This is a genomic window from Bradyrhizobium vignae, assembly GCF_900324035.1.
Classification (GTDB): Bacteria; Pseudomonadota; Alphaproteobacteria; order Rhizobiales; family Xanthobacteraceae; genus Bradyrhizobium; species Bradyrhizobium vignae.
The window spans coordinates 7,379,146-7,396,689 of record NZ_LS398110.1 but is presented as its reverse complement, the minus strand read 5'-3'; the positions used below and the strand labels follow the sequence as shown (position 1 = coordinate 7,396,689).

Below are 17,544 nucleotides of genomic sequence, written 5' to 3'. Positions count from 1 at the left end.
CGGCCTGCTTTGGTGGGCCGGCGGCCTAGGCCTCCAACACAATTTTGCCAATATGTGCGCTCGTCTCCATGCGCCGGTGGGCGTCCGCCGCCTTTTCCAGCGGGAAACTGCTGTCCATCACCGGCTTGATGCGGCCTTCGCGCAAAAGCGGCATCACTTTCTGCTCGATCGCGGCCACCATTGCCGCCTTGTCCGCATTACTACGGGGGCGCAGCGTCGAGCCGGTATGAGTCAGGCGCTTGAGCATGACCTTGGCGATATTGACGCTGACCTTGGGGCCGTTCAGGGTCGCGATCTGGACGATGCGGCCGTCGACCGCGGCGGCATCATAGTTGCGATCGACATAGTCGCCGGCGACCATGTCGAGGATCAGGTTGACGCCGACGTTGTTGGTCTCCGCCTTGACCACGGCGACGAAATCTTCGGTCTTGTAGTTGATGGCGCGGTCGGCCCCCAGCTTGAGGCAGGCGTCGATCTTGTCCTGCGATCCCACAGTGACGAACACCTTCGCGCCGAATGCTTTCGCAAGCTGGATCGCCATGGTGCCGATGCCGGAGGAGCCGCCATGGATCAGCAGGGTCTCGCCGGCCTTGAGGCCGCCACGCTCGAACACGTTGTGCCAGACCGTCATCAGGGTTTCCGGCAGCGCGCCGGCTTCCTTCATCGACAGTGCCGGCGGCACGCTCATGGCCTGGGCGTCCTGCGCGATGCAATACTGCGCATAGCCGCCGCCGGCGACCAGCGACATCACCTTGTCGCCGATCTTGTGCCGCTTGGCGTTGCTGCCGACCGCGACGACTTCACCCGCGATCTCGAGGCCGGGCAGGTCGCTGGCGCCGGGCGGCGGCGGATAGGCGCCGGAGCGCTGCGCGACGTCGGGCCGGTTGACGCCGGCTGCTTCGACCTTGACCAGGATCTCGTCAGGACCCGGCTGCGGCACGGCGCGTTGTTCGGGCACCAGCACCTCCGGTCCGCCGGGCTTGGAGATGGCGACCACGGTCATTTGCGCGGGCAGCTTGTCCATGATGTGTCCTTGAGCAAAGGTGCAGGAGGAAACGAGGCCCTTGCTTAGCCAGCGCCATCCAAGCTGGCAACCATCTCGGCCATGGTCCAGCGCGAATGCAGGAGGAACGACATGCCGATCGAAGACGACGACCGTCCGCGCAAGAAGGTCACCCACGAAATCGGCCAGGATCTCTCACTCTTGTCGCTCGAGGAACTGACGGAGCGCGTCGCGCTGCTCAAGACCGAGATCGCAAGATTGGAAGAAGCTGCCACCAAGAAACGCGCCTCGCGCGATGCGGCGAACAGTTTCTTCAAGTCGTAGGACTCTCCTCTCGTGTCCCGGACACGGTGCAGCGCATGGCGCTGCTCCGCAGAGCCGGGACCCATGCCTCGCCAAACGTCTCAGCCAAAGGACTGGGCCCCGGCTCAGCAGCGCAGCACTTCGTGCTGCACTGCGTCCGGGGCACGTCGGCGGCTCGGCCACTGGCCGACATGGCTAACGAACTCTCAAAAAATTAGCTCGTTTACTTCAGATTAAGCTTTCGGGTTTATGACCGGAACTGTCCTTGTTTGGACACCGAGTGGCTCCTGTCCACTCTGTTTGACGCCTCCCTGTTATCAACTTTCAAAGCCGCCGGTCTCCGGCGGCTCTTTTTTGTTTTGCGTCTATTCCCGGTTGAATTCCAAAGGATGACCCGCGGAAACCATATCCGCGCTTGTCACTGGACTCCGCGCTCCGCCCGCGCAATGATTTGTTCATCATAAGCCGGCGCCCAAGCCGGACAGTCAAACAGTTGCGTAAGAGGCGTTAACCATGGAACGTTTGCAGGCCGAGGGCGCTCTCGTTCAACTCAGCGAGAGGTTCACCAATTCTGCGGCGTTCGGCAACCTGTTCCGTGAAGGCATGGATCTCGTCGAGGAAACCGCCGCCTATCTCGACGGCGCAGGCCGCGTCGAGGCCAAGGCGCTCGACCGCGCCGTCAGCCTCACCTATGCGACCGAGAGCATGCGTCTCACCACGCGCCTGATGCAGCTCGCTTCCTGGCTGCTGCTGCACCGCGCGGTGAAGGAAGGCGAGATGACGCTGGTGCAGGCCAACCGCGAGAAGACCAAGGTCAAGCTCACCGCCGCCGATCCCGGCCCCGCCGACACCATCGAGAAGCTGCCCGCACAGCTCCAGGACCTGATCCATCGCTCGATGAGCCTGCAGTCCCGTGTGCGCCGCCTCGACACCACCATCCACACCCCGCCGGCGGAACACTCCGCGATCGGCAACCCGCTGGTGCCGCACCTCAACGCGCTGAAGGCCGCGTTCGAGCGGTAAGGCCCATCTGCCGTCACTGCGAGCGAAGCGAAGCAATCCAGAAATCCCGCTGCAGGGGCAGTCTGGATTTGCTTCGTCGCAAGCGTTCCTCGCAATAACGATAGCCGCAAAACAAAAACGCCCCTGGTCTCCCAGGGGCGTTTTTCGTCTCAGCCTTGCGGCCGGATCAATCCTTTTTGAGGAAGCCCGAAAACTTCTTCTGGAAGCGCGAGACGCGGCCGCCGCGATCCATGATCTGCGCGGAGCCGCCGGTCCAGGCCGGGTGCGACTTCGGGTCGATGTCGAGGTTCAGCGTGTCGCCTTCCTTGCCCCAGGTCGAGCGGGTCAGGTACTCGGTTCCGTCGGTCATCACGACCTTAATCGTATGATAATTCGGATGAATTTCGGCTTTCATGGCAAATTCCTCGGCGCCCGGCGCCTGTTCTGGTGGCTAGCGAATGACGGATTTGGGCGGCTCTATACCTCACGAAACCCAGCAAAACAAGCCATCCCGGGCGGCTGGACCGGGTTTGCCCCTAAGGGACTTCCCGGATTTGCCACTACCACCACACCGGCCTATTGGGAGCAAAGCAATGCAATAGGTCGGATATCATGAGCGCAGTGGAACGGCTTGATGACCACGAAGTCGAACGGCCTGCAATGAACTCCGCGGACATCCCCTCGATCGAGGCCGAGCTGATCGAACAGCCCGCCAAGGGACGCGCGAAGCTGCGGCCGCTGCTTGCGCTCGCGCCCTATGTGAGCCGCTATCGCGGCCGGGCGGCGCTGGCCTTCGTTGCGCTCACGATCGCAGCACTGACGACGCTGCTGGTGCCGGTCGCGGTGCGCAGGATGATCGATTTCGGCCTGACGCCCGAGGGCATCGAGCTGATCAACAGCTACTTCTCGGTCATGCTCGCGGTCGTCGGCGTGCTCGCGTTCGCGAGCGCCGCCCGCTACTACCTCGTGATGACGATCGGCGAGCGCATCGTCGCCGATTTGCGCCGCGACGTCTTCGCCCATCTGCTGTCGCTCTCACCCGCCTTCTTCGATTCGGCGCGCAGCGGCGAGCTGATCTCGCGCCTCACCGCCGACACCACGCAGATCAAGTCCGCCGTCGGCGCCTCCGTGTCGATCGCGCTGCGCAACCTGATGATGTTCCTCGGTGCCGCCGTGATGATGGTGATCACCAGCCCGAAGCTGTCGGGCTTCGTGCTGCTGGCGATACCTTTGATCGTGCTGCCGCTGGTCGCATTCGGCCGCTGGGTGCGGCGCCTGTCGCGCAATGCGCAGGACACGCTCGCCGAGGCCTCCGCCTATGCGGGCGAGCTGGTCGGTGCGATCCGTACCGTGCAGGCCTATACCAGCGAGCGGTTTGCCGAGACGCGTTTCGGCGGCGAGGTCGAGCAGGCCTATGAAGCCGCGCGAACCTCGAGCCAGGCCCGCGCCGTGCTCACGGCCATCATCATCTTCATCGTGTTCGCAAGCGTGGTCGCGATCCTCTGGATCGGCTCGCATGACGTGCTTACCGGCGCCATCACGCCGGGCCGGCTCGGTCAGTTCGTGCTTTACGCCGTGTTCGCGGCAGCGGGCCTCGGCCAGCTCAGCGAGGTCTGGGGCGAGGTCTCGGCGGCTTCGGGCGCGGCCGAGCGCCTGTTCGAGATTTTGCATGTAAAGCCCGAGATCACCGCGCCCGCGGCGCCGCTTGCGCTGCCGCTGCCGGTGCGCGGCGAGGTCGGCTTCGATCGGGTCAGCTTCGCCTATCCGGCGCGGTCCGACGTCAAGGTGCTGGACGCGGTGTCGTTCACCGTGCGGCCCGGCGAGAAGGTCGCGATCGTCGGTCCTTCCGGTGCCGGCAAGAGCACGATCTTTCATCTGCTGCTGCGCTTCTATGATCCGCGCAGCGGGACGGTCGCGCTCGACGGCGTCCCGGTCAAATCCGCCGCTCCCCGTGATTTCCGCGCCCGCATCGCGCTGGTGCCGCAGGAATCGGTGGTGTTCGCGGCCACCGCCCGCGAGAACATCCGGTTCGGCCGGCCCGATGCGACCGATGCCGAGGTCGAGCGCGCCGCCGAGCTCGCCCACGCCGCCGAGTTCATCCGCCGCCTGCCCGAAGGTTTCGAGACGGCGCTCGGCGAGCGCGGCGTGACGCTGTCAGGCGGCCAGCGCCAGCGCATCGCGATCGCCCGCGCCATCCTGCGCGATGCGCCGCTCTTGCTGCTGGATGAAGCCACCTCCGCGCTCGATGCCGAAAGCGAGACGCTGGTGCAGACCGCGCTGGAAGAATTGATGCGCCACCGCACCACGCTGGTGATCGCGCATCGCCTCGCCACCGTGCTCTCCTGCGACCGCATCCTGGTGATGGACCAGGGCCGGATCGTCGAGCAGGGCACGCATGCCGAGCTCGTGGCGGCCAACGGGCTCTATGCGCGGCTGGCGCGGTTGCAGTTCGAGGGGGCGTGAGCCTGACCGTTTCACCACGACAGCTGTCATCTCCCGCGAAGGCGGGGGAGGGTGGCGGCAGCAAACCCCTAGCAGGGCTTCCATACCATCTTCAGCACCGGCCGGCCCGAGGTCGGGTTCACGTCGTCGCCGGCATGGGCAAAGCCGTTGCGCTCGTAGAAGCGTATGGCGCGGGCATTGTCCTTGTTGACGAGCAGCGTGACGGCCGACGGCGACAGCCGCTTGGCCTCATCCACCAGCAGCCTTGCTGCGTCCGAACCCCAATGGACGGGATCGACCACGAGCTGATCGAGATAGCCTTCGCCGTCGATGGTGACGAAACCGATCGGCGCGCCGTCCTGTTCCGCCACCACGACCTGGGCCTTCGGCACCAGATCCTTGCGCCAGCGCTCGCGCCACCAGTCCCGCCGCGCGGCGAAGTCGATCTGCGGATAAGCCTGCTGCCAGGTGCGATGCCAGAGATCGATCGCAGCGGCTTCGTCCTCAGTGCGGTAGGGGCGGAGGTGGAACGCGCTCACTACCGCTCCGTCAGCTTCAGCTCGATGCGGCGGTTGCGCTTATAGGCCTCCTCGGTGTTGCCGGTATCGAGCGGCTGGAATTCGCCGAAGCCGGCGGCGACGAGGCGCTGGGCCGGCACGCCGAGCGAGATCAGATATTGCACCACCGAGATGGAGCGGGCCGCGGACAGGTCCCAGTTCGACTTGAAGTTCGGACCGTTGACCGGACGCACATCGGTATGGCCGTCGACGCGCAGCACCCAGGGAATCTCGCTCGGGATCTTCTTGTCGAGGTCGATCAGCGCGGTGGCCAGGGTGTCGAGCTCGGCGCGCCCCTCGGGCAGCAGCGTCGCCTGGCCGGTGTCGAAGAACACTTCGGACTGGAACACGAAGCGGTCGCCGACGATGCGGATATCGGGGCGGTTGCCGAGGATGGCGCGCAGCCGGCCGAAGAATTCCGAGCGATAGCGCGACAATTCCTGCACGCGCTGCGCCAATGCAACGTTCAAGCGGGAGCCCAGATCGGCAATGCGGCTTTGCGATTCCTTGTCGCGCTTCTCGCTGGCATCCAACGCCTCTTCCAGCGCCGCCAATTGCCGGCGCAGCGCGCTGATCTGCTGGTTCAGCACCTCGATCTGCGCCAGCGCTCGCGCCGAGACAGCCTTCTCCGACTCCAGCGCCTTGCCGAGCTCGGCGGTCTTGCCCTGCGCGTCGCTGCCGGCGGCGGCTAAGCCCTCATAGAGACCCTTGATGCGGTCGCGCTCGGACTCGGCCGAGGCGAGGCCCGCTTTCAGTTGCGACACCTGGTCGTCGAGCGAGAGCTTGCCGAGCTTCTCCAGCGACAACAGCTCGTTGAGCTGGGCGATCTTGGCGTTGAGCTGCTCCAGCGCCTTGTCCTTGCCGGTGACCTCCTGCGAGAGGAAGAACTGCACCACCAGGAACACCGACAGCAGGAACACGATCGACAGCACCAGCGTCGACAGTGCGTCGACGAAGCCGGGCCAGTAGTTGAATGCGCCTTCGCTGCGGCGGCCGCGCGCTAGAGCCATTTCCGTCTCCGTTTCTCTCGTGTCCCGGACGCGGTGCAGCGCCTTGCCGGTGCGCCGCTGAGCCGGGATCCAGCGCTGGTTGAAGATTCTGGGCCCCGGCTCGGCAGCGTATCACTGCGTGCTGCGCTGCGTCCGGGGCACGCGCTCTCCATTGCTGCTAACTCTTCTCCGGCTGCCGCGCGATGCGCTCCAAGAGGCGTCGGATCTCGCGGTTCTGCTCGCCCTGGCCGTCGGCCCATTCGCGGATCATCTGTTGCTCGGTGCGCATGTGCGAGACCAGCGCCTGGATCGCTTCGGCAAGGCTCGCCATCGCCGCCGTGGTGCCGCGGTTGGCGCTGCCTTCCTCGAGCACGGAGCGCAGCCGCTCGACGGCGGCCTGGAGTTCGCCGCTGGCCACGCCACCGCCGCCGGCCGCGGCCGCCACTTCGTCCTTGCCATACTCGCGCACGGTGGTGGCGAGCCAGTCTTCCAGGTCGGTGTAGAAGCGGTTCTGCGCCTGGCTCGATTGCAGATCGAGGAAGCCGAGGATCAGCGAGCCGGCAAGGCCGAACAGCGAGCTGGAGAACGAGATGCCCATGCCGCCGAGCGGGGCGGCGAGGCCCTCCTTGAGGGTGTCGAACAGGGAGGCGGCATCGCCGCCGACCTTGAGCCCGTCGATCACCTTGCCCACCGAGCCGACCGTCTCGATCAGGCCCCAGAAAGTGCCGAGCAGGCCGAGGAAGACCAAGAGGCCGGTCATGTAGCGCGAGATATCGCGGGCTTCGTCCAGCCGGGTCGCGATCGAATCGAGCAGGTGCCGCATCGTGGTCTGGGTGATGGTCATCCGCCCAAAGCGCTCGCCGCCCAGGATCGCCGCCATCGGCGCCAGCAGCTTGGGGTGGCGGGCCGGGGCAACGCCAGGATCGGCGATACGGAAATTATTGACCCAGGAGACTTCGGGGTAGAGCCGGATCACCTGGCGGAAGGCCAGCACGATGCCGATGAACAGCACCGCCCCGATCAGGGCATTGAGCCCGGGATTGGCAAAGAAGGCCTGGATGATCTGCTTGTAGAGCACCACGCCCACCAGCGTGCACAGCACCAGGAAGACCAGCATCCGCACCAGGAAGACGCTCGGCGAGGACAGTTTGGTGTACTCGATATCCATGGTGGAGCGGGAAGTGCCAGACCGCATGCCTGTATCATCCGTTACGAAGCTTGATTGCGGGGCGCACTATGGCACAGCGCCAGCCCAAAAAAAGCGCCGGATGCGCCGATTTCGGGGACAGCTTGTCCGCCGCCTGATTGCGCTGTTCCGTCGCAGCACGCCGCGATGGAACTCGACTCACAATCGGGTGAGTCTGCAAAAGCCATCTGAACTCAACGGGATATGCCGTGTGACAATGAGCCGCCCGCGGCATGCGTTGCGTCGCAGCACCGCCATTCTATTTTGACGGCATCGGCCGCGCGCCGCGACCCAGAACGGGCCCGCGCGGAGTGTGATCAGTTTCAACAACACCGGGGCACCCCACTTCATGTCAGGACTTCGTGCGCGATCGGCATGCGTTGCAATGATGCTCGCGGCCCTTGCGCCGCTGCTGGGCGCTTGCGAGGAATCCAGCTCCGCCGTGTCCGCCGCCCAGCCGCCCGACCCTGACGTCAGCATCGTCGTCGTCAAGCCGCAGCCGCGCGCCGTGGTGCGTGAGCTGCCGGGCCGCATCGCACCGACGCGGGTCTCCGACGTGCGGCCGCGCGTGTCCGGCATCGTGGTCGAGCGTCTGTTCCGCCAGGGCAGCGAGGTGAAGGCGGGTGATCCGCTCTACCGCATCGATCCGCGTCCGTTCGAGGTCGAGGTGATGGCGAGCGAGGCCGCGCTTGCCAAGGCCGAAGCCGCCGCGATGCAGGCGCACCAGCAGGCACGCCGCATTGCTGCGCTCACCAAGGATCGCGCCGCGCCGGAGGCCGAGAACGAGAAGGCCATCGCCGCCGAACGCCAGGCTCAGGCCGAGGTCGAGGGACGCAAGGCCGAGCTTGCGCGCGCAAAGCTCAATCTCGACTACGCGACCGTGCGCGCGCCGATCGACGGCGTGGTGGGTGCGGCGCTGGTCAGCGAGGGCGCGCTCGTCGTGCAGAACGAAACCAATCTCGCCACCATCCAGCAGCTCGATCCGATCTATGCCGACTTCACCCAGTCGGTGACCGAGCTCAACCAGCTCCGCCGTGCCTTCGAGACCGGCGACCTCGAGCGCATTGCGGCGGATGCCGCCAAGGTGCGCCTGGTGCTCGACGACAACACCATATACTCGCTCGACGGCAAGCTGCTGTTCTCCGACGCCAAGGTCGATGCCCATACCGGGCAGGTGACGTTGCGCGGCGAGTTCCCCAATCCCAAGCGCGAACTGCTGCCGGGCATGTATGTCCGGGTCCGTATCGACCAGGGCCTCGATTCCGACGCGATCGCGGTGCCGCAGCAGGCGATCCAGCGCAATGGCGGCGGCGGCAGCGAGGTGTTCGTGGTCAAGGACGACAACCATATCGCGGTGCAGCCGGTGCGAACCGGGTCGGTGCAGGACGGACTCTGGTTCATCACCGAAGGCCTGAAGGCCGGCGACAAGGTCGTGGTCGAGGGCTTCCAGAAGTTCGCGGCCGGCGACAGGGTCAAGCCGCAATCCTGGTCGGAAGCGGAGGCAACCGCGGACAACAGGCACGCCCTTAAGCTCACGCGGTAACGCGCCAGCGCCACTCAGAACACCTCTCCCGTAGGGAGAGGTCGGATCGTATCGAAAGATGCGATCCGGGTGAGGGGTTTCAGTTTCACGGAGCGTTGCGGCCCCTCACCCGGATTGCTCTGGACGATGCTTCGCATCGCGAGGTGCAAGCCGACCTCGGACAACCGGCCGAACCTAACTTCATCAAGCCCGAACGAAACAACGAGGGTAAAGCGGCAAATGCCGAGCTTCTTCATCGACAGGCCGATCTTCGCCTGGGTGGTCGCGCTGTTCATCTGCTTGATCGGTGCGATCGCGGTGCCGCTGCTGCCGATCGCGCAATATCCGATCATCGCGCCGCCCTCGATCTCGGTCTCGACCAGCTATCCCGGCGCCTCGCCCGAAAACCTCTACAACAGCGTCACGCGGCTGATCGAGGAAGAGCTCAACGGCGCCGCCAACATCCTCAACTTCGAATCGACCAGCGACTCGCTCGGCCAGGTCGAGATCATCGCGAACTTCCAGCCGGGTACCGATACCAGCGCCGCCTCGGTGGAGGTGCAAAACCGCATCAAGCGCGTCGAGGCGCGCCTGCCGCGCGCAGTGATGCAGCAGGGCATCCTGATCGAGGAAGCCTCCAGCGCGGTGCTTCAGATCATCACGCTGAACTCGACCGACGGCAGCTTGGATGAGGTCGGCCTCGGCGACTTCATGATCCGCAACGTGCTCGGCGAGATCCGCCGCATTCCCGGCGTCGGGCGCGCCACGCTGTATTCGACCGAGCGCTCGCTTCGCGTCTGGGTCGATCCGGCCAAGCTCGTCGGCTATGGGCTGACAGCCGACGACGTCAACAAGGCGATCGCCGCGCAGAACGCGCAGGTCGCCTCGGGCAGCCTTGGTGCCGAGCCGTCGACGTCGAGCCAGCGCACCTCCGCACTGGTGCTGGTCAAGGGTCAGCTCTCCTCCCCGGAGGAGTTCGGCGCCATCATCCTGCGCGCCAATGCCGACGGTTCGACCGTACGCCTGCGCGACGTTGCACGCATCGAGGTCGGCGGCCTCAGCTACCAGTTCAACACCCGCCTCAACGGCAAGCCGACCGCCGGTCTCTCCGTGCTGATGTCGCCGAGCGGCAACGCGCTGGCGACCGCGAGCGCGGTCGAAGCCAAGATGAAGGAGCTGTCGCGCTTCTTCCCGGCCAACATCACCTACGAGATCCCCTACAACATCACGCCCGTGGTCGAGGCCTCGATCAAGAAGGTGCTGTCGACGCTGGTCGAGGCCGTGGTGCTGGTGTTCGTGGTGATGTTCCTGTTCCTGCAGAATATCCGCTACACCATCATTCCGACCATCGTGGTGCCGGTAGCGCTGTTAGGGGCTTGTTCCACGCTGCTCCTCGCCGGCTACTCCATCAACATGCTCTCGATGTTCGGCATGGTGCTTGCGGTCGGCATCCTCGTCGACGACGCCATCGTCGTGGTCGAGAACGTCGAGCGCATCATGGCCGAGGAAGGTCTCTCGCCGAAGGAAGCGACGCGGAAAGCGATGTCGCAGATCACCGGCGCCATCATCGGCATCACCTTGGTGCTGATGGCGGTGTTCGTGCCGATGGCGTTCTTCCCGGGCTCGGTCGGCATCATCTACCGCCAGTTCTCGGTCACCATGGTCGCGGCGATCGGCTTCTCCGCCTTCCTGGCGCTGTCGCTGACGCCGGCGCTGTGCGCCACCCTGCTCAAGCCCGTTGCGGCCGGGCACGGTCATGCGAGGCGGGGCGTGTTCGGCTGGTTCAACCGCATGCTCGAAGGCGGCAAGGAGCGCTATTCGCGCACTGTCGGCTTCTCGCTGAAGCGCACCGGCCGTTTGATGCTGGTCTATGCCGCGCTGCTGGTCGGCCTATCCTGGGCCTTCGTCAATCTGCCCGGCGGCTTCCTGCCCGTCGACGACCAGGGCTTCGTCACCACCGACGTGCAGACGCCGTCGGATTCGTCCTATGCCCGCACCGAGGCGGTGATCGAGAAGGTCGAGAAATATCTCGCCGCACGGCCGGGCGTGAAGGATGTCACCTTCCTCACCGGCTTCAGTTTCTCCGGCCAGGGCATGAACACCGCGCAGGCGTTCATCACGCTAAAGGATTGGTCGGAGCGCGGGTCGAAGGATTCCGCCTCGGCGATCGTCAACGACATCAACCGCGACCTGTCCTCGATCCGCGATGCCAAGATCTCCGCGCTGCAGCCGCCGCCGATCGACAATCTCGGCAATTCCTCCGGCTTCTCGTTCCGTCTCCAGGACCGCGGCCAGAAGGGCTATCAGCAATTGATGCGCGCCGCCGACCAGCTGATCGCGGAGGCCAATGCGAGCCCGGTGCTGCAGAAGGTCTATATCGAAGGCCTGCCCGAGGCCGGCGTGGTCAATCTCATGATCGATCGCGAGAAGGCCGGCGCCTTCGGCGTCACCTTCGAGGACATCAACAACACGATCTCGACCAATCTCGGCTCGAACTACATCAACGATTTCCCGAACCGCGGCCGCATGCAGCGCGTCGTGGTGCAGGCCGACGCCCGCGACCGCATGCGGACCGAGGACATCCTCAACTACAACGTCAAGAACAGCCGCGGCCAGCTGGTGCCGTTCTCGTCCTTTGCCACGGTGGAATGGGCACGCGGGCCGACGCAGATCGCCGGCTTCAACTACTATCCGGCGGTGCGCATCTCAGGCGAAGCCAGACCCGGCTTCACCTCGGGCGATGCGATCGCCGAGATGGAGCGGCTCGCCGACAGATTGCCGCGCGGCTTCGGCTATGAATGGACCGGACAGTCGCTCCAGGAGAAGCTCTCCGGCTCGCAGGCGCCGTTCCTGCTCGCGCTCTCCGTGTTTGTGGTGTTCCTGTGCCTCGCCGCGCTGTACGAGAGCTGGACCATTCCGCTGGCGGTGCTGCTCACCGTGCCGCTGGGTATCGTCGGCGCGGTCGCCGCAGCGACGCTGCGGAGCCTGCCCAACGACGTCTACTTCACCGTCGGCCTGATCACGATCATCGGCCTTGCGGCCAAGGACGCGATCCTGATCATCGAGTTCGCCAAGGATCTGCGGAAAGAGGGCAAGCCGCTGGTCGAAGCCACCATCGAAGCCTGCCGCCTGCGCTTCCGCCCGATCCTGATGACCGGCCTCGCCTTCATCTGCGGCGTGCTGCCGATGGCCATCGCCCACGGCGCCGGTGGCGCCAGCCAGCAGGCGCTCGGCAGCGTCGTGATGGGCGGCATGATCGCGGTGGTGATCCTGGCACTGCTGATGGTGCCGGTGTTCTTCGTCTCGGTGCAGCGCGTGCTGGGCGGAGATCGGGAGCCGCAGGCGGCGAAGGAAGGCGAGGCGTATGGACCGCCGGCGCCGGTGAAGCCGTAAGGCACATTGTCATGCCCCGCGCAGGCGGGGCATCCACTACGCCGCGGCCTGTCCGTATCAAACTGACGTCTCTGGAATACTGGATCACCCGCTTTCGCGGGTGATGACAGCGAAGTGGGTGAGCGAGCTTCTGCCTTACGCCGGCTTCCGCAAAATCTTCACCAACTCCCCGTGCACGAACTCATTGCCGCACACGACGTGACCCGTCGCCAGCGCATCGCCCGGCGTGTCGATGTCGCTCACCGTGCCACCGGCTTCCTTGACCATGATCTGCCCGGCCGCGATGTCCCAGGGCGACAAATTCCGCTCCCAATAGCCGTCGAGGCGCCCCGCCGCGACGAAGGCGAGGTCGAGGGCGGCGGCGCCGAAGCGGCGGAGTCCCGCGACGCGGTTCTGGATCGCGGTCATCTCGCGGCGGAATTCCTCATGGTCGCCGCGGCCGATATGGGGCAGGCCGCAGGCCACCACGCATTCATTCAGCTGGCGGCGGCCGGCGACGCGCAGGCGCTGGTCGTTGAGGAAGGCGCCCTTGCCGCGCTCGGCGATGTAGAGCTCGTCATTGGCGGGGTTGTAGATCACGCCGGCGATCACGGTGCCTTCGCGCGCGAGGCCGATCGAGATCGCAAATTGCGGGATGCCGTGCAGGAAGTTGGTGGTGCCGTCGAGCGGATCGACGATCCAGGTGTGGCTCTTGTCAGTGCCCTCGCGCGTGCCGCCCTCTTCGCCGATGAAGCCGTAGCCGGGCCGGGCCTTGGCGAGATCCTGATAGAGGATCTCCTCGGCGCGCTTGTCGGCAAGCGAGACGAAATTCGCCGGCCCCTTCAGCGAGACCTGGAGATGCTCGATCTCGCCGAGATCGCGCTTGAGGCTGCGGCCGGCGCGGCGCGCCGCCTTGACCATGACGTTGATAGTGGCGGAATACAGCATGAGCTTTCGGTCTAGATCGGGGAAATGGCGCAGAACCGCGCCTGTTTGAGGGATGGGGTGCCCTGCGAGGACGCCAACGTCAAGTCATTTGGTCCCGAGCCATTTCCTGGCGGCAGCCTCAGCCTTGGCGCGGTCCTCAGCCGGCAGTTCAGAGAACTGCTTGTCGAGCTCAGGGTCGCCCTTGCCGCCCGTTTTGGCCACCAGGTGCCATTTGAAGCCCTCGACCTTGTCCATGGGGGTGCCCACGCCGTTGATCAGCACCCATGCCAGCCGGTTCTGCGCGATCGCGTTGCCTTGCCGGGAGGCCTTGCGGAGCAACGCGACGGCAGCCGGCTGGTTCTTCGGCGTGCCGGTGCCGTTGAACATCGCGATCGCATATTCGACCTCGGCATCGACATTGTCGGCGAGCGAGGCAGCCTGGAGCAGCCGCACCGCGCGTTCCGGGTCCTTCGGCACGCCGGTGCCTTCCTTGTAGAAGGTCGCGAGTGCGTATTGCGCCTCGGGCAGGCCGGCGTCGGCGGCCTGGCGCAGCAGCTCCGCTGAGCGCCGGACGTCCTGCGGGAGCGTCTGGCCGTCCAGATAGAGCAAGGCGAGGTTGTAGGCCGCCTTGGGCTCGCCGAGCTTGGCGGCGGAGGCCATCAGCTTGACCGCCTCGTTCTTGTCGACCGCACCGCCGCGACCCGAAATGCGCAGCATGGCGAGCGCGAACATCGCCTCGCGGTCGCCGGCATCCGCCGCGCGCTTGTACCATTCGGCTGCCTTGGCGTAGTCGCGCCGGATGCCCATGGCGTTGGAATAGAGCTCGCCCAGCATGGTCATCGCCTTGGGATCGCCGGCTTGTGCGCGGCCGGTGGCGAGCTCGAAGGCCGTCTTGTACTGGCCGCGCTGATAGGCGCCGAACACCAGATCCACATTGGGGTCGTCGTTGGGCGGCGCCGGGATCACGGTCGCGGCCGGCTGGGGCGAGGGCGACGGCTTGGGAGAGGCCGAAGGCTTCGGCGCGGGCGCGGCCTCCTTCTTCTTGGTGATCGTGTGCGGTTTCGGCTTCGGTTTTTCGGCGGGTGCGCTCGGCGTTGTGGCCGGCGGCGTGATCTGGAGCTGTGCGGCCGCGGACGCTGTGAGCAGCAGCGTGGCCAGCATGGTGATGCATGGGAGCTTCATGTCGGGCGCTAGCCGTGCTCCTGACTCGCAGGATCTTGGCCGGCCGGCGCCGTCGCATGGGCCTTCTTGATCGCAGCATCGACCTCGATCAGCGCGGCCTTGGGCCCGCGGGGATCGGCCCAGATGAAGTCGCCGACCAGCACGAAATCGGCCCCGCTGGCGGCGAAATCGTGCGCCTCGTCCAGCGAAGTGGCAAAGCCGACGCAGGGCGGCTCGAACAGCTCGGCCCACCAGTCCAGCCGTTCGGCAATGGCCTGGGATGACGGGCGCTGGCCGTTTTTGTCGGGCTCGCCGAACAGCACATAGTCGGCGCCGATCTCGCCCGCGCTCATGGAATCGTGGCGCGTGGCAAGTCCTCCGACGCCCGCGATGCGATCGGGCTTGAGCGAGGGCATCGCCTCCTCCAGGGCGGCGATCCCGGAGAGATGCGCGCCATCGGCGCCGCCGCGCGCGACGATTTCAGGATGACCATCGACGAGGAGCGCTGCGCCTGCCTTCTGCACCGGCGGCGCCAACGCCTTGATGCGCGAGATCATGGTGCGCTGATCGGTCTCCTTCAGCCGCAGCAGCACGGCGGCGACATCGGCGGAGGCGAGCAGGGCCGGCAGCTCGGCGACCAGCGCAGCTGGATCATCGACCACAGGCGTCGCGAGGTAGAGGCGCGGCGCCGGGCGCGGCGGAGGCGGTTTGTTCGACAAGATCTAGGCTGCCTTCTGTTCCAGGCTGCTTTGCCATTCGCCCTTGGACGCAAGGCCGTTCATCCGGGCGCGATGGCTGAAGGCGCGCTGGCCGGCCGCGACATTCTCGGCTTTGCCCGACCAGGCCTTCTGCGGCGCGGCCTGCAGCGCGCGGCCGTAGGAGAAGGTCAGGCTCCAGGGCAGCGGGCCGAGCTTGTGCATGGCGTTGAGATGCGCGGTTGCCTCCTCGTCGGACTGGCCGCCGGAAAGGAAGGCGATGCCGGGCACCGCCGCGGGCACGCAGGCCTTCAGCAGCCGTATCGTCTTCTCCGCGACCTCTTCCACAGAGGCCTGCTTGGGACATTTCTTGCCTGAGATCGCCATGTTCGGCTTCAGCACCATGCCTTCGAGCGCCACGCGCTGCACGCGCAGCTCCTGGAACGTGTTGTCGAGCACGCGTTGCGTCACCTCATAGCAGCGATCGATGTCGTGGTCGCCGTCCATCAGCACCTCCGGCTCGACGATCGGCACGATCTGCGCGGTCTGGCACAGCGCGGCGTAGCGCGCCAGCGCGTGGGCGTTGACGTTGATCGCCGTCATCGAGGGGATGCCGCTGCCGATGTCGATCACCGCGCGCCATTTGGCGAAGCGCGCGCCGCGCTCATAGTATTTCTTCAGGCGCTCGGCGAGCTTGTCGAGCCCGACGGTCACGAGCTCGCCCGGGCACATCGGCAGGGCTTGCGTGCCCTCGTCGACCTTGATGCCGGGAATGGCCCCGCTCTGCTCGATCAGCTTGATCAGCGGCGTGCCGTCCTTGGCATCCTGCCAGATCGTCTCGTCATAGAGGATGACACCGGAGATGTATTGGCTCATGGCGTCCTTGGAGCGAAACAGCATCTCGCGATAGTCGCGGCGGTTCTCTTCCGTCGATTCCACGCCGATGGCATCAAACCGCTTCTTGATGGTGCCGGAGGATTCGTCGGCGGCAAGGATACCCTTGCCGGGGGCGACCATGGCGGTCGCGATCCGGTTGAGCTCAGTCAGATTCATCGAGAGGTCCTCCCAAAAACGATTCTGCCCTTGCCCGCGAAAATAGACCGTTCTCGGGCAATTGCCGAGTTAACGTTCGTCGCAGGGTAAAGGGGCTTTCTGCCATTCCGGGATGCGCCGAAAGGCGCAGGCCCGGAATCCATAACCCCAGGCTGTGGTTATGGATTCCGGGCCCACGCTTCGCGCGTCCCGGAAACCCGGGAATGGGCTTGAAACGGCTTACGCCACCTTCGCGATCGCTTACGCGACGCGGGGATCGAGCTCGCCCTTGGCGTAGCGCTTGGCCATCTCGGCGGTGGTCAGCACCTTCTTGATCTTGGAGGCCTGGCCCGCCGTGTTGAACTCCTGCAGGCGCTGCTTGCACAGCTTGGTCATGGCTTCCATCGCCGGCTTCAGGTACTTGCGCGGATCGAACTCTTCCGGGCTGTCCTTGAGCACTTTCCGGATCTGGCCGGTCATCGCCATGCGATTGTCGGTGTCGATGTTGATCTTGCGCACGCCGTTCTTGATGCCGCGCTGGATCTCGCTGACAGGTACGCCCCAGGTCGGCTTCATCTTGCCGCCATAGGCGTTGATGATGTCCTGCAGCTCCTGCGGCACTGACGAGGAGCCGTGCATGACGAGATGCGTGTTCGGCAGCTTGCGGTGGATCTCCTCGATCACGTTCATGGCGAGGATGTCGCCGTCGGGCTTGCGGGTAAATTTGTAGGCACCGTGGGACGTCCCCATCGCGATCGCGAGCGCGTCGACCTTGGTCTCCTTGACGAACTTCACGGCCTCGTCCGGGTTGGTCAGGAGCTGGTCGTGGCTGAGCTTGCCTTCGGCGCCGTGGCCGTCTTCCTTGTCACCCATGCCGGTCTCGAGCGAGCCGAGCACGCCGAGTTCACCCTCGACGGAGATGCCGCCGAGATGGGCCATGTCGGTCACGGTCTTGGTGACACCGACATTGTAGCCCCAGTCGCCGGGGGTCTTGCCGTCGGCCTTGAGCGAGCCGTCCATCATCACGGAGGTGAAGCCGGCCTGGATCGCGGTCATGCAGGTCGCGGGCTCGTTGCCGTGGTCGAGATGCACGCAGACAGGAATGTGCGGATAGATCTCGGTCACCGCGTCCATCATGTGCTTGAGCATGACGTCGTTGGCGTAGGAGCGCGCGCCGCGCGAGGCCTGGATGATGACGGGCGCATCGACCTGGTTGGCCGCGTCCATGATCGCCAGCGCCTGCTCCATGTTGTTGATGTTGAAGGCCGGTACGCCGTAATCGTTCTCCGCCGCATGGTCGAGCAGTTGACGTAACGTGATCCGAGCCATCTGTCTTTTTCTCCCGTTGGGGCC

At 65.5% G+C, this 17,544-nt stretch carries 16 protein-coding genes; 5 read left to right on the top strand and 11 right to left on the bottom strand.

Going from position 1 to position 17,544, the window contains the following annotated elements; translation table 11 throughout:
• Nucleotides 1–25: 25 nt before the first annotated feature.
• The gene (locus tag BRAD3257_RS35570) at nt 26–1,024 is read right to left on the bottom strand and encodes an NAD(P)H-quinone oxidoreductase (protein ID WP_122405705.1); all 999 of its coding nucleotides are present in this window, start codon (nt 1,022–1,024) and stop codon (nt 26–28) included.
• 111 nt (nt 1,025–1,135) lie between these two features.
• On the opposite strand from BRAD3257_RS35570, the gene BRAD3257_RS35565 reads away from it, so the two are divergent.
• Together BRAD3257_RS35565 and rcdA are read left to right on the top strand one after the other, a co-directional pair.
• Nucleotides 1,136–1,327 carry a DUF1192 domain-containing protein gene (locus BRAD3257_RS35565; RefSeq protein ID WP_122406932.1) on the top strand — a complete coding sequence of 64 codons (192 nt, stop codon included), beginning with the start codon at nt 1,136–1,138 and terminating at the stop codon, nt 1,325–1,327.
• Between the two features lie 492 nt (nt 1,328–1,819).
• Nucleotides 1,820–2,329, top strand: coding sequence for a protease adaptor protein RcdA (gene rcdA, locus BRAD3257_RS35555; protein WP_122405704.1), 510 nt, complete (start codon nt 1,820–1,822; stop codon nt 2,327–2,329).
• Nucleotides 2,330–2,495: 166 nt separating this feature from the next.
• Here rcdA and rpmE read toward each other — a convergent pair whose 3' ends face one another.
• Complete coding sequence (rpmE, locus tag BRAD3257_RS35550) at nt 2,496–2,723, bottom strand: 50S ribosomal protein L31 (RefSeq protein ID WP_027573780.1); 228 nt, start codon at nt 2,721–2,723, stop codon at nt 2,496–2,498.
• 197 nt (nt 2,724–2,920) lie between these two features.
• Between rpmE and BRAD3257_RS35545 the strand changes: the two genes are divergently transcribed.
• Complete coding sequence (locus BRAD3257_RS35545) at nt 2,921–4,771, top strand: ABC transporter ATP-binding protein/permease (RefSeq protein ID WP_122405703.1); 1,851 nt, start codon at nt 2,921–2,923, stop codon at nt 4,769–4,771.
• 68 nt (nt 4,772–4,839) lie between these two features.
• On the opposite strand, the gene BRAD3257_RS35540 is transcribed toward BRAD3257_RS35545, so the two are convergent.
• The 3 genes from BRAD3257_RS35540 to BRAD3257_RS35530 form a co-directional block, all read right to left on the bottom strand.
• Nucleotides 4,840–5,289 (bottom strand): GNAT family N-acetyltransferase, encoded by a 450-nt coding sequence (locus BRAD3257_RS35540; protein WP_122405702.1) that lies wholly within the window; start codon nt 5,287–5,289, stop codon nt 4,840–4,842.
• Nucleotides 5,289–6,317: a peptidoglycan -binding protein gene (locus BRAD3257_RS35535; RefSeq protein WP_122405701.1), complete on the bottom strand. Its 1,029-nt coding sequence runs from the start codon at nt 6,315–6,317 to the stop codon at nt 5,289–5,291. The genes BRAD3257_RS35540 and BRAD3257_RS35535 overlap by 1 nt, the downstream gene beginning before the upstream one ends.
• A gap of 157 nt (nt 6,318–6,474) precedes the next feature.
• Nucleotides 6,475–7,491 carry a flagellar motor protein MotA gene (locus BRAD3257_RS35530; protein ID WP_122405700.1) on the bottom strand — a complete coding sequence of 339 codons (1,017 nt, stop codon included), beginning with the start codon at nt 7,489–7,491 and terminating at the stop codon, nt 6,475–6,477.
• 340 nt (nt 7,492–7,831) lie between these two features.
• Between BRAD3257_RS35530 and BRAD3257_RS35525 the strand changes: the two genes are divergently transcribed.
• Entirely contained in the window at nt 7,832–9,025 is a 1,194-nt protein-coding gene (locus tag BRAD3257_RS35525; RefSeq protein ID WP_122405699.1) for an efflux RND transporter periplasmic adaptor subunit, read from the top strand.
• A 14-nt stretch (nt 9,026–9,039) separates the two neighbouring features.
• Here the strand turns inward: BRAD3257_RS35525 and BRAD3257_RS39550 are convergent, their stop codons facing one another.
• Nucleotides 9,040–9,261 (bottom strand): hypothetical protein, encoded by a 222-nt coding sequence (locus BRAD3257_RS39550; protein WP_145987095.1) that lies wholly within the window; start codon nt 9,259–9,261, stop codon nt 9,040–9,042.
• Between BRAD3257_RS39550 and BRAD3257_RS35520 the strand changes: the two genes are divergently transcribed.
• Complete coding sequence (locus tag BRAD3257_RS35520; RefSeq protein ID WP_122405698.1) at nt 9,245–12,397, top strand: multidrug efflux RND transporter permease subunit; 3,153 nt, start codon at nt 9,245–9,247, stop codon at nt 12,395–12,397. The genes BRAD3257_RS39550 and BRAD3257_RS35520 overlap by 17 nt on opposite strands.
• Before the next feature lie 135 nt (nt 12,398–12,532).
• On the opposite strand, the gene BRAD3257_RS35515 is transcribed toward BRAD3257_RS35520, so the two are convergent.
• The 5 genes from BRAD3257_RS35515 to fba form a co-directional block, all read right to left on the bottom strand.
• Complete coding sequence (locus BRAD3257_RS35515) at nt 12,533–13,324, bottom strand: inositol monophosphatase family protein (RefSeq protein WP_122405697.1); 792 nt, start codon at nt 13,322–13,324, stop codon at nt 12,533–12,535.
• A gap of 84 nt (nt 13,325–13,408) precedes the next feature.
• Entirely contained in the window at nt 13,409–14,485 is a 1,077-nt protein-coding gene (locus BRAD3257_RS35510) for a tetratricopeptide repeat protein (RefSeq protein ID WP_122405696.1), read from the bottom strand.
• Nucleotides 14,486–14,493: 8 nt separating this feature from the next.
• Nucleotides 14,494–15,183: a thiamine phosphate synthase gene (locus BRAD3257_RS35505; RefSeq protein ID WP_122405695.1), complete on the bottom strand. Its 690-nt coding sequence runs from the start codon at nt 15,181–15,183 to the stop codon at nt 14,494–14,496.
• Between the two features lie 3 nt (nt 15,184–15,186).
• Entirely contained in the window at nt 15,187–16,212 is a 1,026-nt protein-coding gene (locus tag BRAD3257_RS35500) for a class I fructose-bisphosphate aldolase (RefSeq protein ID WP_122405694.1), read from the bottom strand.
• 240 nt (nt 16,213–16,452) lie between these two features.
• Complete coding sequence (gene fba / locus BRAD3257_RS35495; protein WP_122405693.1) at nt 16,453–17,520, bottom strand: class II fructose-bisphosphate aldolase; 1,068 nt, start codon at nt 17,518–17,520, stop codon at nt 16,453–16,455.
• Between the last annotated feature and the right edge of the window lie 24 nt (nt 17,521–17,544).

Coding starts and splice junctions, on each gene's coding strand:
- rcdA (WP_122405704.1), top strand. CDS start 1,820: ATGGAACGTTTGCAGGCCGAGGGCGCTCTCGTTCAACTCAGCGAGAGG.
- rpmE (WP_027573780.1), bottom strand. CDS start 2,723: ATGAAAGCCGAAATTCATCCGAATTATCATACGATTAAGGTCGTGATG.
- BRAD3257_RS35525 (WP_122405699.1), top strand. CDS start 7,832: ATGTCAGGACTTCGTGCGCGATCGGCATGCGTTGCAATGATGCTCGCG.
- BRAD3257_RS35510 (WP_122405696.1), bottom strand. CDS start 14,485: ATGAAGCTCCCATGCATCACCATGCTGGCCACGCTGCTGCTCACAGCG.
- BRAD3257_RS35530 (WP_122405700.1), bottom strand. CDS start 7,491: ATGCGGTCTGGCACTTCCCGCTCCACCATGGATATCGAGTACACCAAA.
- BRAD3257_RS35535 (WP_122405701.1), bottom strand. CDS start 6,317: ATGGCTCTAGCGCGCGGCCGCCGCAGCGAAGGCGCATTCAACTACTGG.
- BRAD3257_RS35545 (WP_122405703.1), top strand. CDS start 2,921: ATGAGCGCAGTGGAACGGCTTGATGACCACGAAGTCGAACGGCCTGCA.
- BRAD3257_RS35515 (WP_122405697.1), bottom strand. CDS start 13,324: ATGCTGTATTCCGCCACTATCAACGTCATGGTCAAGGCGGCGCGCCGC.
- BRAD3257_RS35500 (WP_122405694.1), bottom strand. CDS start 16,212: ATGAATCTGACTGAGCTCAACCGGATCGCGACCGCCATGGTCGCCCCC.
- BRAD3257_RS35520 (WP_122405698.1), top strand. CDS start 9,245: ATGCCGAGCTTCTTCATCGACAGGCCGATCTTCGCCTGGGTGGTCGCG.
- BRAD3257_RS35570 (WP_122405705.1), bottom strand. CDS start 1,024: ATGGACAAGCTGCCCGCGCAAATGACCGTGGTCGCCATCTCCAAGCCC.
- BRAD3257_RS39550 (WP_145987095.1), bottom strand. CDS start 9,261: ATGAAGAAGCTCGGCATTTGCCGCTTTACCCTCGTTGTTTCGTTCGGG.
- BRAD3257_RS35565 (WP_122406932.1), top strand. CDS start 1,136: ATGCCGATCGAAGACGACGACCGTCCGCGCAAGAAGGTCACCCACGAA.
- fba (WP_122405693.1), bottom strand. CDS start 17,520: ATGGCTCGGATCACGTTACGTCAACTGCTCGACCATGCGGCGGAGAAC.